Genomic DNA, 14,585 nt, shown 5'->3' with positions numbered 1-14,585 from the left:
GCGGCACGCGAGCGCGTGCCGCAACCTTTGAAGGGAAGAACCTCGTGTTGAATCGTTTCGTCCTCCGCCTTGAGCGTCTCTTTTTCGGACATCGCGTCCTTGTCGTGACGGCGATTGCGCTTTTTACCGCCGCGATGGCCGTCTTTGCGGTGCAGTTGCGCATGGAGGCCGGCTTCGACAAGCAGATGCCGATCGGCCATGAGTACATCCAGACGTTCCAAAAATATCGCAAGGACCTGTTCGGGGCCAATCGCGTCACCGTCGTTGTACGCGCGCGTCACGGCAGCATCTGGACGCCCGCTGGCTTGACTCGCTTGTATCAGGTCACACAGGCGGTGACATTCCTGCCCAACGTCGATCGGCAAGGCGTCCAATCGTTATGGACACCTAACGCTTTTGTCAACGAAATCACTGAGGATGGATTTCGCGCCAACCCTGTGATCGATGGAACGATCACGCCCAACCAATTGACCCCGACAGTCGTTGCACAGATTCGCCAATCGGCCGCCAACGGTGGATACATCGGCACGCTCGTCTCGCACAACGGGGACAGCGCCATGATCACGGCCGAGATCAACGAGCGCAATGCAGCCGGCAAGGTGCTCGACTACGTCCAGTTCAATCATCTGCTCGACGAGAAGATTCGCAAACCATTCGAAGACGCCGGTTACGAAATCCAAATCATCGGGTTTGCGAAGCAGATCGGCGATATCGCCGATGGAGCCAAGGCGGTGCTCGGCTTTTGTGGCATTGCATTGCTGCTCACCGCGCTCGCTGTGTACTGGTACTGCCATTCGGTGCGATTCACGGTGCTGCCGATCGTTTGTTCGCTGACCTCGCTCGTTTGGCAATTTGGCACGCTCAAACTGCTTGGCTTCGGCCTCGATCCGCTGGCCGTGCTCGTTCCATTCCTGGTCTTCGCGATCGGGGTCTCGCATGGAATTCAGCAGGTCAACTATATCGTGCGCGAGCTATCTCACGGCCACAGTACGATGGAAGCGGCCCGCAGCAGTTTCCGCGGATTGTTGGTGCCCGGGACGCTGGCGCTCATTACCGCATTCGTTTCGTTCGTCACGCTGCTGCTGATCCCTATCCCAATGGTGCGCGAGCTTGCCATCACGGCCTCGCTGGGGGTGGGCTACAAAATATTGACCAATCTGGTGATGCTCCCCGTCGCGGCGTCCTTCTTCGATTTCACGAAGGCGTATGCGGACCGGGCGCTCGAAAAACGAGAACGACGCTCGGTATGGTTGCGTAAGCTTGCGAAGGTCGCGGAGCCGAGAAACGCTTATTGGGTCGTTGGTCTGACCGCTGCGATTTTTGCCCTCGCCGTATGGCAGAGCCGGGATCGTGTCATCGGTACGCTCCAGCCGGGTGCGCCCGAGTTGCGTGCGGATGCGCGCTTCAATCGGGATGCCGTATCGATCGCCCGCAATTACGACGTTGGCCTCGACTGGCTCACGGTAGTGTTCGAGTCCACGGGCTCAGCGTGCGACAACCCGGCGGTCGGATTGTTCGAGGACGACTTTGCATCGTCGATGAAGAGCGAGCCGGGCGTCGTATCGGTGCAGTCGTATCCCGCGATGCTGCGCGACTACAACGAGGGATACAACGAGGGCAATCCGAAGATGAACGTCGTGCCGATCGATCCGGGTAACTATGGAGGATTGTCAGCCGAAATCGGGCGCATAAAAGGCTACATGAACAAGGATTGCAGTATGACCGCCGTGCATCTTTTCTTGGCGGACCACAAGGCGACGACGCTTGATCGCATTCTCGACGACGTCAAGCGCTATCGGGCCTTACATCGAATGGATGGCGTCAACATTCGCCTGGCGGCGGGGAATGCGGGCGTGATCGCCGCGACCAACGAGGAAGTGCAAAAGAGCGAACTGCCAATGATGCTGTACGTCTACGCCGCGATCCTGATCCTCGTCTTTCTTGCCTACCGCGATGTTCGTGCAATGGTGGCCTGCTGTGCCCCGTTAACCGTGGCGACATTCATTGGCTACTGGTTCATGAAGGAACTCGAAATCGGCCTGACTGTTGCGACGTTGCCGGTGATGGTGCTGGCGGTTGGCATCGGGGTGGATTATGCGTTCTATATTTACAACCGCCTGCAACTGCACATGGCGAATGGGCAGTCCATCGTAAAGGCAGTCGAGCATGCGATGCTCGAAGTGGGAGTGGCCACCATCTTCACGGCAATCACGCTGGCGATCGGCGTCGCGACATGGAGCTTCTCGGCGCTCAAATTTCAGGCGGATATGGGCAAGCTTCTCGCGTTCATGTTCATCGTGAACCTGGTGATGGCGATGACGGCATTGCCGGCCCTTGCTGTCGTTATGGAGCGGCTCTTTCCTCGACGAACACCGGTGCGCGCACCGGGACTCCTAAGCCACTGATTCGTAGCAAGCTTGACGAGCCATTCAATATGAGAACGAAGCCTATTTGTATCGCGGTGTCTTTGTGTATCGGCTTCGCCGGCTTGGCGCAAGCTAGCGAAGCAACCGGATCGACGCTGCCGGTCATACCCGCGCACGCCTGGCAAGACGCCACCCATCACATGCTGCTCGGTGTGGCTCGTGCGGGTACGCGGCTGGTTGCGGTTGGGTCCCATGGAATCGTCGTGCTGTCGGACGACGACGGGAAGTCGTATCGGCAAGCGCGCTCGGTCCCGGTCTCCGCCACGCTTTCGGACGTCTATTTCGCCGACGCTTCGCATGGTTGGGCGGTCGGTCAGTGGGGGGCGATTATCGCCACGGACGATGGCGGGGAGACGTGGAAACTGCAGCGCACCGACACCTCGATGGACCAGCCGCTGTTTTCCGTTCATTTCGCCAATGCACGGCACGGCTGGGCGGTGGGATTATGGTCGCTGATGCTCGAGACCGTCGACGGAGGCGCGCACTGGAGCGCGGTTAAACTGCCGCCGCCGCCCGGAGCGAAAAAGGCGGACCGTAATTTGTTCAAGATATTCGCGGACTCGCACGGCACATTGTTCGTCGCCGCTGAACAGGGGCTGGTGTTGCGCTCGCGCGATGGTGGTTCGACCTGGGAGTACACGCAAACGGGCGGCAAGGGAAGCTTGTGGGCCGGGACAGTGGCGTCGGATGGAACCGTGTTCGTCGGCGGGTTGCTGGGCCATCTTTACGCGAGTCGTGACGACGGTGAAACCTGGGCGAAGGTGGATTCCGGCACGACAAGTTCCATTACTGCGCTCATCGCGAATGGAGCCGGCGTGCTCGGCGTCGGGCTCGATGGCACTGAAATAACGGGGTTGGCCAGCGCGGAACGATTCGCGGCAACGCACCGGCAGGGCCGCGAAGCGCTTACCGCGGTTGCCCTGTCGCAGACGCATGTGCCGGTTTTGTTTTCGAAAGATGGCGTCGTAGGTCGCGAATGAGCAAAGTGACGGCATCGCAGATGCGTGATCCAGGCAATGAGCTTGCCATCATGCAAAGCATTACCGGCAGGATGAAGGGATTTCTGTATCGGTGTCTGAACGACGACGACTACACGCTGGTTTTCACCACCGATGGCATTCATGCGCTCACGGGCTACCCCGCGTCGGACTTCATCGGAAACGTCGTGCGAACGTTGCCCTCGCTCACTGAGCCGGCCGACGAGCAATACGTGCTCGACCGGGTCACCGCGGCATTGCGAACCCGGCATATGTGGACAGTGGACTATCGCGTGCGGCGGGCCGATAAGCAGCTCGTTTGGGTCAGAGAGGTGGGTGGCGGCGTTTTCGACGAACAGGGAAAGTTGCTTTTTCTGGAAGGACTCGTAATCGAGGTGCAGGGCGAGCGCGCCGCGCAAATTGCCGCCGAACAGCGCTTTGCCGCGATGACGTCGTCGACCAACGCGATTCTTTCAGACGTCGAAGAAATACTGAAAACCATCCGTGCGCTCTCGATCCTGTCGTTCAACGCACGAGTGGAAGCCGCACGCGCTGGCCAAGAGGGGCGTGGCTTTGCAGTGGTCGCCGCGGAAATCAAAAAGCTGGCGGATGATTCGGACAAGCTCGTCAAACGGGTTTCCGAGAACGTGAAGAACGTGCGCAAGGTGATGGCGGCTAGCTGACAAATTCCACCCAAAGGCTGATTGTTGGCGGGTGTGGCGAGACAGAGAATGTATTTAACAAATTCTCGCGGCTCGCACCATGACATACCCGAAACTGAAACTGCTCATCGACGGCCAGTGGATCGAGCAGACTGACGAAGGCTCTGTGGCAGTCCTCAATCCGGCCGATGGGCAATTGCTCGGCCGTCTTCCCGTCGCCGGCCCTAACGAACTCGAAAGCGCAACTGCGGCCGCGCGGCGCAGCTTTAGCCGATGGTCGCGCATGTTGCCCATCGAAAGGTTTCGAATCATCACCGCCGCGACTGCACTCATGCGTCAACGCGTGCAAGAAATCGCGACCATCCTGACCCTCGAGCAAGGCAAGCCGCTCGCTGAATCTGTTCGCGAAGTCACGCTTTCCGCCGACATCATCGATTTTCTGGCCGAAGAAGCCAAACGTCTGCCGATTCGCGGCGTGCCTGCACGGTTGTCCAATGTGACAAGTCAGACGGTCATGCGCGTTCCCGTCGGTCCTGTGGCGGCATTTACGCCCTGGAATTTCCCCGCAAACCTGCCTTCGCGGAAACTGGGCGGCGCGCTCGCCGCGGGATGCAGTGTCGTTATCAAGCCTGCCGAGGAAACGCCTGCCACGTGTATGGCGGTCGTGCAATGCTTCGTCGATGCCGGCATTCCGGAAGGGGTCGTGAACCTCGTTGCCGGTGATCCTGCGTTCATTTCATCGACGCTGATCGCTCACCCTGGGATCGCAAAAATCTCGTTCACCGGCTCCGTCCGCGTGGGCAAGCTGCTCGGCGAGCAAGCTGCACGGCATGTCAAACGATATACGGCGGAACTCGGCGGCCACGCGCCGGTGATCGTGTGCCAAGACTACGACGGCGCCAAAGCTGCCAAGTTGGCGGTCCCCGCAAAGTTTCGAAATGCAGGCCAGGTTTGCGCTTCGCCGATTCGCTTTATCGTGCATCGCGCTCAATACGAAGCGTTCCGTGAAGCGTTTGTGCAAGGCGCCTCTTCGCTCAAGATTGGGGCCGGTCTGGACGAGGGTGTGCAATTCGGCCCCCTGATCGAGCGTCGCCGGGTGCTCGAAATGCAGTCGTTCGTCGATGATGCCGCGGAGCATGGCGCAACGATCGCCTGCGGTGGAAAGGAACTGGCGCGGTCGGGATATTTCTTCGAGCCGACCGTCATTGAACATGCATCGTTGGATTCGCGCGTTCAAAACGAGGAGCCGTTCGGGCCGATTGCCGTACTCGATGTCTTCGACGAGCTCGATGAGGCGATTGCACGCGCGAACCGCCTTCCTGTCGGGCTCGCCGCGTACGGATTCACGAATCGCCTCGACGTGGCGCATCGACTGACTCAAGAGCTGGAAGCGGGCATGGTCGGCATCAACCATTTCGGTGTTTCCCAACCTGAAACGCCATTCGGGGGCGTGAAAGAAAGCGGGCTCGGCCACGAAAGCGGCCTCGAGGGGTTGCTCGGATACACGGACCTCAAACTCATTTCGGTGGCTCAATGAACGCCTTTTCGCTCCCTAAGAGCCGTGGCGTGCTCGGATTAGCGCGTACGGCGATTCCTCAAAGACCACCCAAGGCATTGCTCCTGGATTTCGGCAGCGTCATCAGCGTGTCGGTGTTTGAGCGGCATCGCGAGACGGAGTCGACGCTGGGACTTCCGCCTGAAACATTGACCTGGCTCGGCCCGATCGACCCGTCCACAGACATGCTATGGCAGAGCATGCAGCGTGACGAAATCAGCGAGCGCGACTACTGGGCAATCCGTGCGCGTGAGGTGGGCGCGGCGATCGGCGAGCGAGATTGGTCCGTGCGCGCGATGCTGTCACGCACACGTCAGACCGACCCCAATGCGGTCGTTCGGCCTGGCATGGTGAAGCTCATCCGTCGAGCGAGAGCCAACGGGATCCTCGTCGGAATTCTTTCGAATGAGCTTGAGCTGTTCTACGGGCCGGAGTTCCTCGCGCAAATGTCCGTGCTCAAGGACATGGCCGTCATCGTCGACGCGACGCACACCGGGATCCTAAAACCCGACCGACGCGCCTATCAGCTCGCGGTGGATGAACTGAAGACTCGTCCCGACGAAATCCTGTTCGTCGATGACCAAATGCGAAATGTCGTCGGTGCGGCGAAGGCGGGCCTTCAAGTGCAGTACTTCGACCTGCGCGACATCAATGGAAATATCGCCGCAATCGCGACGCGGCTCAATCTACCGGTAGAGGAATTGGCATGAACAAGATGACGCTCGACGAACTGAAGACGGCTAATGCGCAGTACCTATGGCATCCGATGGCTCACCCCCAGGCGATGATCGATACGCCGCCGGACATCATCACACGAGGCGAGGGGAGCTGGATATGGGATGCGGATGGCAACAAACTGCTCGATGGTGTCGGCGGGCTGTGGAGTGTGAATCTCGGCTTCGGGCGGACCGAAATTCGCGATGCCATTGCGGCGCAGCTTGATGAACTGGCCTTTTACAACACATTCAGAGGCACGACACACCCGCGCGCAATCGAGCTGTCCGCACGCATCGTGCGCATGATGGAGGCGGACGGCGTTGCGTCCGTGTTCTTCAGCAGCGGTGGCTCGGATGCGGTAGAAGGCGCGTTGAAGCTGGCCCGCCAGTATTGGAAGATCAAGGGCCAAGCAGACCGTACGAAGTTCATTTCGCTGAAGCAGGGGTATCACGGTGTGCATTTCGGCGGAATGAGCGTGAATGGAAACACGGGCTTTCGCCGCCCCTACGAGCCGCTGTTGCCGGGGTGCTTCCATATCGACACACCTTGGGTGTATCGCAATCCTTACACGGACGACCCGATCAAGCTCGGCGAAATATGCGCGCAATTGCTCGAACGCGAGATCCTGTTTCAGGGTCCGGACACTGTTGCGGCGTTCATCGCAGAGCCCGTTCAAGGCGCGGGCGGCGTCATCGTGCCTCCCCCGAATTATTGGCCTCTCGTGCGCGAGATCTGCGACAAGTATGGCGTGCTGTTGATCGCCGATGAAGTCGTGACCGGCTTTGGGCGCGCCGGCCAGTTGTTCGGCACCCGGCTTTGGAATGTCAAAGCCGACATCTGGTGCTTGGCGAAAGGGATTTCCTCCGGTTACGTCCCCCTCGGCGCTACCGCGATATCGAAGAAAGTGTCGGACGTGTTCCGCTCCGGCGATGCGTCGGGTGCTGCGATTTCGCACGGCTATACCTATAGCGGACATCCCGTGGCAGCCGCTGCGGCGCTCGCTACCTTGGATCTCATCGAGCGCGAGGGCGTGGTTGCCAACGCCGCGCAACAGGGCCAGTACTTGATGGAACGGCTCACGGCTCTGGGCCGGAAATCACGTCTGATTGGCGATGTCAGAGGTGTTGGGCTGATGGCGGGGCTCGAACTAGTGGCCGACAAGACGACCAAGGCCCCGTTCGGCCGAGGCGCCAAAGAAGTCACGATGGTGGCGCGCGAAGCGTATGCGCGTGGCGCAATGGTGCGTACGTCGGGACCGAACATCATCCTATCGCCAGCGCTCACGATTAGCCGCAATGAAGTAGATTTTCTGTGCGACGCCCTCGAAGGCGCATTCATGGCGGTCGAGCGGTAAGTCGAGCGCATCAAGCCACATGGGCGATACCACGATGTGCAAATGCGTCACGAGGGATGGGCGAAATGCACTCTCTGACGTGACTCCACCGCATCGTGATGAACGGAGAAGCGATTCATGAATCGACTCAGTGAGTCCGGGGTTCGCTATGCCCTGGAACGCGAGCAGGACAAATTTGCTGACCTGCACCCGATCTCTAAGCAATTGTTCGAAGAAGGCCAGCGCCACTATCTGTATGGTGCGCCATCGCATTGGTTTCGCCGCTGGGCCGGCAAGTTTCCAGTGTTTGCGAAGCAAGCTTCCGGCACGCAGCTTCGATGCGTGGATGGTCAACGGTATGTCGACTTTTGTTTGGGCGACACGGGCGCGATGTCCGGACATGCACCGGCGGCCGTTACGCAAGCGGTCTCCGAGCAAATGGAGTGCGGCGCGACGCTGATGTTGCCCACGGAGCATGCATCGTGGGTCGGCGAGGAGTTGACCCGGCGATTCGGTCTTCCGTACTGGGGTTTCACGACGTCAGCCAGTGACGCGAATCGTGCGGCCATTCGTATCGCTCGCATGATTACGGGGCGTGAGAAGGTCCTCGTGTTTAGCGGTTGCTACCACGGCTCGGTCGAAGAGGCACACGTGACGCTCGATGCGTCGGGGCAGATGGTGATGCGAAATGGCATCCACCCCAACGCGGTGGACCACGAGCGCGTTTCTGCCGTGGTGGAATTCAACGATATCGAGGCGCTCGAAGCGAAGCTCGCATCGCGGGACATCGCCTGCGTATTGACCGAGCCGTTCATGACCAACTATGGAATGGTCGCGCCTGAGCCGGGGTTTCATCAAGCACTGCGCGACGCGACCCGCCAGTACGCCACGCTGCTCTTGATCGACGAGACTCACACGTTCTCGACCGGACCGGGTGGGTACACGGCCCTTCACGGACTGGACCCTGACATGCTCGTTTTGGGCAAGGCGGTCGGGGGAGGCATCCCGGTTGGCTTGTATGGCGTGAGCGATGATGTTGCTCGCAGAATGTGGGAGATTGTGCCCAAGGTCGACCCGACCAAGGTGCGACAAAGCGCGCATCTCGGTTTCGGCGGGACGCTAGCGGGCAGCGCGCTTCAAGTGGCGTCCGTTCGCGCCGTGCTGGCCGAGGTCCTGACGCCTACCGCGTTCGATCGCATGGTTCGACTCGCAGAGGATCTCGCCGAGCGTTTGAGAGGCATCGTTAGCAAGTTCGATCTGCCCTGGTATGTGGAGCAGTTGGGGGCACGCGTCGAAATCATGTTCGCGCCGGCTGCGCCGAGGAACGCCGCGCAGGTGTCCGCCGGGCGTGACGGCGATCTCGAGGCGCTGCTGCACGTCTATTTTTTGAACCGTGGCGTGCTCATTACGCCGTTCCACTGCATGCTCCTGATGTGTCCGGCCTCCGCCGCGGCGGACACCGATACGTATATCGATGTCTTTGAGCAATTCTGCGAGTTCCTCATGGCGAATTGCCTCGAGCACGGGGCGCGCGCATGAGTCACTTCCAATTTAGCGGCCGGGTCGCGCTGATAACCGGCGCCCGTCCCGGTATCGGCGGGGCGATCGCGCTTGCGCTCGGGCGTGCGGGCGCGGATCTTGTGTTGGCCTATCGAACGCTATCGAGTGCGCAGGAGGTGGCGAGCCAACTCGAGGCCGAAGGTATCCGTTTTCACATCGTTCCCTTCGGGGTCGAGCGCGCCGAGATATCGGCGATGGTTGATCAAGCGCTGCGCGCTACCGGCGGGCGCCTGGATGTGGTTTGCCATAACGCCGGCGGGTGTCGGTGGCTTGGCTTGGAAGCGCTTGACGAGCAAGTCGTCGAGGGCACGTTTGCACTCAATCTCAAAAGCGGATTCTGGCTTCTGCAAGCGGCCTTGCCGGCGCTTCGGCACAGTTCGGCCGGCCGGTTCGTTATCACCTCATCGATTACGGGTCCGCGTGTTGCGATGGCGGGCGCCACCCACTACGCCGCAGCGAAGGCCGGCGTAAACGGATTCATCAAGGCTGCTGCATTGGAGTTGGCCAGCAGCGGCATTACGGTCAATGGAGTGGAACCTGGGATGGTGGCAAAGGATCGGGGCCGTTTGAGTCAGGCCGAGACGTTGAAACGGCTTACCCGTTACATACCCTTGGGGCGCCCCGGACGGCCGGAAGATGTAGCGTCCGCGGTGCTGTTCCTCGCCAGTCACGAAGCGAGTTGGATTACGGGACAAACGATCGTGGTGGACGGCGGGACGACGTTGCCCGAATCAGGCTACGCGATGGAAGAGCTTTGGGCCGCGGAGCGCGACGGCGTCGCTAACGGGAGCCAGAAATGAAGTCGGGATTGAAGATTTTAATTATTGGCACCGCCGATACCAAGTCGGACGAACTGCTGTTCATGAAGCAGTGCATCGAGCGGGAGGGCGCCTCGGGCGTCATCATGGATGTCGGGGTGCTCGGAACGCCTGTTTTCGATCCGGAGATTTCCAACGCGAAGGTTGCGGCCGCAGCCGGCATGACGTTGAAGCAGATTGCTGCGCTAGGCGACGAGAACGCGGCTATGACCAAAATGGCGGAAGGCGCGGTGAAGCTCACGCTGGACCTCTATGCCAAGGGGCAGGTGCATGGCGTCCTCGCGCTGGGAGGCACGATGGGCACCGACCTCGCGCTCGATGTCACCGCCGCATTGCCGCTCGGTATGCCGAAGTTTATCGTCACGACGGTGGCGTACTCCCACCTGATCCCGCCCGACCGGCTCGCTGCCGACGTCATGATGATTTTATGGGCCGGTGGCCTGTACGGGTTGAATTCGATCTGCAGAGCGACGTTGAGCCAGGCGGCCGGCGCTGTCCTCGGGGCCTGCAGCACCGTGAGCTTGTCCAAGGCCGCGCGGCCACGCGTGGCTATCGGCGGGCTGGGGAAGTCGTGTCTGAGCTACATGGTCGAGCTCACTCCGCAATTGGAAAAGCGAGGCTACGAGCCTGTGGTGTTCCACTGCACGGGCATGGGCGGACGGGCGATGGAGTCGTTGATCGAGCAGGGCACGTTTGTGGCAGTTTTCGATCTTGCGCTATGCGAGTTGAGCAACATCCTGCGGGGGTCCGTTGTCAACGCGGGCGCTTCACGACTCGAGACTGCGGGTCGCCTTGGCGTTCCTCAGATCATCGCGCCGGGCGCGAGCGATATGGTGGACGTCCAGACATGGGCGCCGTTGCCTGAGAGATATAAGGGCCGCCCTTACCACGCCCACAACCGCCTCATTGCCTCGGTCACGACCACGAGCGAAGAGCGACGCGAGCTCGCGGGCTTCGTCGCGAAGAAGGTCAATGCGGCCAAGGGGCCGACCGCATTCCTGCTTCCGCTGCAAGGCATTCACGCTTGGGATGCGCCGGGCCAGCCCTTGCACGATCCGCAAGGGCATCAGGTCTTCATCGACGAATACAAGCAGTTGATCGAACCGCCGGTCGACCTGCGCGTTCTCGACATGCATATCAACGATCGCGCCTTTACAGACGAGGCACTCAGGATCTTCGATAACTGGGTCGAAGCGGGCCTGATTCCGCCGGGCGCGACAGAACAATAGGAGGTCATCATGTCGCGTTTTCATGGCAGAACAGCATTCGTCACGGGTGCGGGCTCAGGCATCGGGCGCGAGATCGCGCTGCAATTGTCGACGGAAGGCGCCAACGTTGTCGCCGCGGACATCGGGTTCGATCCGAAATCGTCGCCGAGCGGGCGATCGAATTTCGCCGAAGTTCGCGTCGACATTCGCAGGGAAGAAGACGTCAGTCGCGCCATCGAGGAGGCGATCGCGCGTTCGGGCCAGATCGACATTCTGGTCAATGCCGCTGGCGTGATGATCGCGGATGACGTTGCCGACATCCGTGACGACACCTGGAACACGATTATCGAGGTCAACCTCACCGGCGCCATGCGCGTGTGTCGCGCGGTGCTGCCCGACATGCGTCGCCGCGCACGCGGGGCGATCGTCAACGTTTCGTCGGTAGCCGCTTTCAACGCGTCGGCGGGCATGGCTTCGTACGCGGCGAGCAAGTCCGGGCTGGTCGCGCTAACAAGGGCGCTTGCGAACCGTTATGGCGCGGATGGGGTTCGCGCCAACTGCGTTTGTCCTGGGTGGGTGCGCACGCCCATGAGCGAGGCCGAAATGGCCGACTTCGCGCAGGCGAACGGAACGAGTGTCGAACAAGAGTTCTCACGTGTGGCCCAGCGTATCGCGCTGGGGCGAGTGGCCGAACCCGCGGAAATTGCCAGGTGTGCGGCCTTCCTCGCCTCCGACGACGCCTCCTTCGTTACGGGCGCCGTTCTGGTGGCCGACGGCGGAGCGCGTACGGCCGCTACCTCTCGCTCGCACTAGGTTCTCGGATTATCACCATACAGAAGGTGTCGATACCATGACTCAATCTCTGCCTGAGCGTGCCCGCGTCGTCGTGATCGGCGGCGGCATTATCGGCGCATCCACGCTTTATCACTTGGCTCACAAGGGCATAGCCGACGCCGTTCTGTTGGAGCGCGATCGGTTTGCTAGCGGCACTACCTGGCACGCCGCCGGCATCGTAGGCCAATTGCGCGACTCCAAAGCGCAAACGGAACTTGCCCAATACACGACGCGATTGTTCCAGTCGCTCGAGCAAGAGACCGGCCAAGCTACGGGTTACAAGGAAAACGGGTCGATGACGGTCGCGCTGACGCCCGAGCGCCTCGAACTGATTCGCCGCAATGTTTCATCGGCGAAGCGGATGGGCGTACCCTGCGATTACCTGACGCCGGCAGAAATCCAGGAGCGATGGCCTTTGCTGAGAGTCGACGACGTGCTCGGCGGACAATTCGTGCCATCGAACGGTCAAGTCAATCCCCTCGACGTGACCACTGCGCTTATCAAGGGCGCAAAGCTGAAAGGTGCAAAAGCCTACGAGAACACGCCTGTTCTCGACGTTGTCGTGAAGGACGGCAAAGTCCAGGCGGTCAGAACAGCTCATGGCGATATCGCTTGCGATCGGGTACTGCTGGCCGGCGGCATGTGGACGCATGCGTTCGCAAAGAAGCTCGGGATTTCCGTTCCCCTTCACGCGGCGGAGCACTACTACATCGTGACGGAGGCATTGCCGGGGCTCGCGCGCACCACGCCGGTTCTCACGGTCGCCGACGAGCGGGCCTACTACAAAGAAGACGCGGGAAAACTTCTTGTGGGTTTTTTCGAGGCGAAGGGCAATGCATGGCCGAAGCCGGGCGCCCAGATTCCGTCGGGATTCTCGTTCACCGAGTTGCCGCCGGACATGGAGCACATGGAGCCACAGTTGTTAGCGGCATTTGACCGCGTGCCGGTTCTTCAAAACACGGGCATCCAATTGTTCTTCTGCGGACCCGAGAGCTTCACGCCCGACGGCCGCGCTTACATGGGGCCGACGGCCGATATCGCGGGCCTCTATGTGGCAGCCGGGTTCAATTCAAACGGCATCTTGTCCTCAGGCGGCGCCGGAAAGGTGATGGCGGATTGGTTGATTGACGGCCTGCCGCCGGTGAGCATGGGGACACTGCACGCGCAACGTGCAATGCCGTTCCAGGCCAACACCCGCTACGTGCGCGAACGCGTATCGGAATCGATTGGGATGCACATGACGCTCCACTGGCCGGGGCACCATGTCTCAACGGCACGAGGCGTGCGGCAGTTTCCGATGCACGACCGGCTGATTGCCGCAGGAGCCGTAATGGGGGAGCGCATCGGCTGGGAGTTTCCGCTCTACTTCGCTGATGCGGGCGCGCAATTGCCGCATGAGCCAAGCCTCAAGCGGCAGGCGTGGTTCCCGATGGTCGAGCGCGAATGCTTGGCCTCCAGGGATGCGGCGTTACTGATCGATCAAAGCTGCTACGGCAAGCTGTTGGTCAAAGGACGCGATGCACTGAAAGCGCTCGAGCATGTATCGGCCAATCGTATCGACGTGCCGGTGGGTCAATCGGTCTACACGCACTGGCTGAACGAGCGTGGCGGTATCGAAGCCGACGTCACGATCACACGTTTGGCGGATAGCGAGTTCATGATCGTCACGGGTCATCCGAGCCAGGTTCGCGACCGCTGCTGGTTCGAAGCGCATGTCGACCCTTCCTGGAACGTTCAGATCCACGATGTCACGACGGCGCACGCCATGTTCTCGGTGAGCGGGCCATGCTCTCGCGAGATTCTCCAACAGCTGACCGACGTCGATGTTTCGAACGCTGCGTTCCCCTTTGGGCAAGCCAGGTTGATAGATGTCGGGCTGGCTCGTTGCTGGGTATTGCGCCGAAGCTTCGTTGGGGAGCTTGGGTATGAGTTCTATCCGACGACGGATGTCGCGCGGCACGTTTTCGATGAGCTGATGCGCGTAGGCGGGCCGCTAGGAATGCGCTTGGGCGGATTCCTCGCGATGAACCACTGTCGGCTCGAGAAGGGCTTTGTGCACTTCGGACACGACATCGGCGAAGACGATACGCCGTTGGAAGCGGGTCTGAAGTTCGCCGTTTCGTTCGATAAGGATGAGAAGTTCATAGGGCGCGACGCATTGGAGCGTCAACAGGCTGCCGGCCCGATCGAGGCGCGCCTGGTGAATTTGAGAGTCCGCGAAGCGAGCCTTGACGATGGCCCCTATCTATATCGCAACGAACCGTTGTGGAAGGGCGATCAACTCATCGGATACGTGACGTCGGGGGCGTGGGGTTTCCGTCTCGCGGGCTCGTTCGGCATGGCGTCCGTCAAACGAGTCGGCGGTGTGACGGCTCAATGGCTGAGCGAGGGTGGGTTCGAGGTCGAAGTAGCGGGTGTGCGCCATGCGGTCGATCTTCAGTTCGCGGGCTTTTACGACGCGAAAAGCGACCGCATGCGCGGATGACACGACGAGG

Annotated in this window: 11 protein-coding genes; all 11 read left to right on the top strand. The window is 60.6% G+C overall.

The window, feature by feature from the left end; all coding sequences use genetic code 11:
- Positions 1-44 precede the first annotated feature (44 nt).
- The gene (locus tag QQS38_RS19840; RefSeq protein ID WP_479647056.1) at positions 45-2,405 is read left to right on the top strand and encodes an efflux RND transporter permease subunit; all 2,361 of its coding nucleotides are present in this window, start codon (positions 45-47) and stop codon (positions 2,403-2,405) included.
- Between the two features lie 29 nt (positions 2,406-2,434).
- Positions 2,435-3,406: a WD40/YVTN/BNR-like repeat-containing protein gene (locus tag QQS38_RS19835; protein WP_479647055.1), complete on the top strand. Its 972-nt coding sequence runs from the start codon at positions 2,435-2,437 to the stop codon at positions 3,404-3,406.
- Between the two features lie 50 nt (positions 3,407-3,456).
- On the top strand, positions 3,457-4,086 hold the full coding sequence (locus tag QQS38_RS19830; protein ID WP_479647054.1) for a methyl-accepting chemotaxis protein: 630 nt from the start codon (positions 3,457-3,459) through the stop codon (positions 4,084-4,086).
- Positions 4,087-4,165: 79 nt separating this feature from the next.
- A complete protein-coding gene (locus QQS38_RS19825; RefSeq protein ID WP_479647053.1) occupies positions 4,166-5,602 on the top strand; it encodes an NAD-dependent succinate-semialdehyde dehydrogenase in 1,437 nt (478 codons plus the stop codon).
- Positions 5,599-6,330 (top strand): HAD-IA family hydrolase, encoded by a 732-nt coding sequence (locus tag QQS38_RS19820; RefSeq protein WP_479647052.1) that lies wholly within the window; start codon positions 5,599-5,601, stop codon positions 6,328-6,330. Before QQS38_RS19825 ends, QQS38_RS19820 begins: the two co-directional genes overlap by 4 nt.
- Positions 6,331-6,335: 5 nt before the next feature.
- Positions 6,336-7,691: an aminotransferase class III-fold pyridoxal phosphate-dependent enzyme gene (locus tag QQS38_RS19815; RefSeq protein WP_479647073.1), complete on the top strand. Its 1,356-nt coding sequence runs from the start codon at positions 6,336-6,338 to the stop codon at positions 7,689-7,691.
- Positions 7,692-7,808: 117 nt separating this feature from the next.
- Positions 7,809-9,209, top strand: a complete 1,401-nt coding sequence (locus tag QQS38_RS19810) for a transaminase (protein WP_479647051.1) — start codon at positions 7,809-7,811, stop codon at positions 9,207-9,209.
- A complete protein-coding gene (locus QQS38_RS19805) occupies positions 9,206-10,030 on the top strand; it encodes an SDR family oxidoreductase (RefSeq protein ID WP_479647050.1) in 825 nt (274 codons plus the stop codon). The genes QQS38_RS19810 and QQS38_RS19805 overlap by 4 nt, the downstream gene beginning before the upstream one ends.
- On the top strand, positions 10,027-11,277 hold the full coding sequence (locus tag QQS38_RS19800) for a Tm-1-like ATP-binding domain-containing protein (protein ID WP_479647049.1): 1,251 nt from the start codon (positions 10,027-10,029) through the stop codon (positions 11,275-11,277). Before QQS38_RS19805 ends, QQS38_RS19800 begins: the two co-directional genes overlap by 4 nt.
- Positions 11,278-11,286: 9 nt before the next feature.
- Positions 11,287-12,069 (top strand): SDR family NAD(P)-dependent oxidoreductase, encoded by a 783-nt coding sequence (locus tag QQS38_RS19795; protein WP_479647048.1) that lies wholly within the window; start codon positions 11,287-11,289, stop codon positions 12,067-12,069.
- 37 nt (positions 12,070-12,106) lie between these two features.
- Entirely contained in the window at positions 12,107-14,575 is a 2,469-nt protein-coding gene (locus tag QQS38_RS19790; protein WP_479647047.1) for an FAD-dependent oxidoreductase, read from the top strand.
- The last annotated feature ends 10 nt before the right edge of the window (positions 14,576-14,585 follow it).

It is taken from the genome of Trinickia sp. Z7 (genome assembly GCF_056498045.1).
This window is presented reverse-complemented; position numbering and strand designations above follow the sequence as displayed.

What these genes read in the sequence shown, in the direction of transcription:
- QQS38_RS19835 (WP_479647055.1), top strand. Translation starts at nt 2,435, where the DNA reads ATGAGAACGAAGCCTATTTGTATCGCGGTGTCTTTGTGTATCGGCTTC.
- QQS38_RS19800 (WP_479647049.1), top strand. Translation starts at nt 10,027, where the DNA reads ATGAAGTCGGGATTGAAGATTTTAATTATTGGCACCGCCGATACCAAG.
- QQS38_RS19830 (WP_479647054.1), top strand. Translation starts at nt 3,457, where the DNA reads ATGCAAAGCATTACCGGCAGGATGAAGGGATTTCTGTATCGGTGTCTG.
- QQS38_RS19795 (WP_479647048.1), top strand. Translation starts at nt 11,287, where the DNA reads ATGTCGCGTTTTCATGGCAGAACAGCATTCGTCACGGGTGCGGGCTCA.
- QQS38_RS19820 (WP_479647052.1), top strand. Translation starts at nt 5,599, where the DNA reads ATGAACGCCTTTTCGCTCCCTAAGAGCCGTGGCGTGCTCGGATTAGCG.
- QQS38_RS19790 (WP_479647047.1), top strand. Translation starts at nt 12,107, where the DNA reads ATGACTCAATCTCTGCCTGAGCGTGCCCGCGTCGTCGTGATCGGCGGC.
- QQS38_RS19805 (WP_479647050.1), top strand. Translation starts at nt 9,206, where the DNA reads ATGAGTCACTTCCAATTTAGCGGCCGGGTCGCGCTGATAACCGGCGCC.
- QQS38_RS19815 (WP_479647073.1), top strand. Translation starts at nt 6,336, where the DNA reads ATGACGCTCGACGAACTGAAGACGGCTAATGCGCAGTACCTATGGCAT.
- QQS38_RS19825 (WP_479647053.1), top strand. Translation starts at nt 4,166, where the DNA reads ATGACATACCCGAAACTGAAACTGCTCATCGACGGCCAGTGGATCGAG.
- QQS38_RS19810 (WP_479647051.1), top strand. Translation starts at nt 7,809, where the DNA reads ATGAATCGACTCAGTGAGTCCGGGGTTCGCTATGCCCTGGAACGCGAG.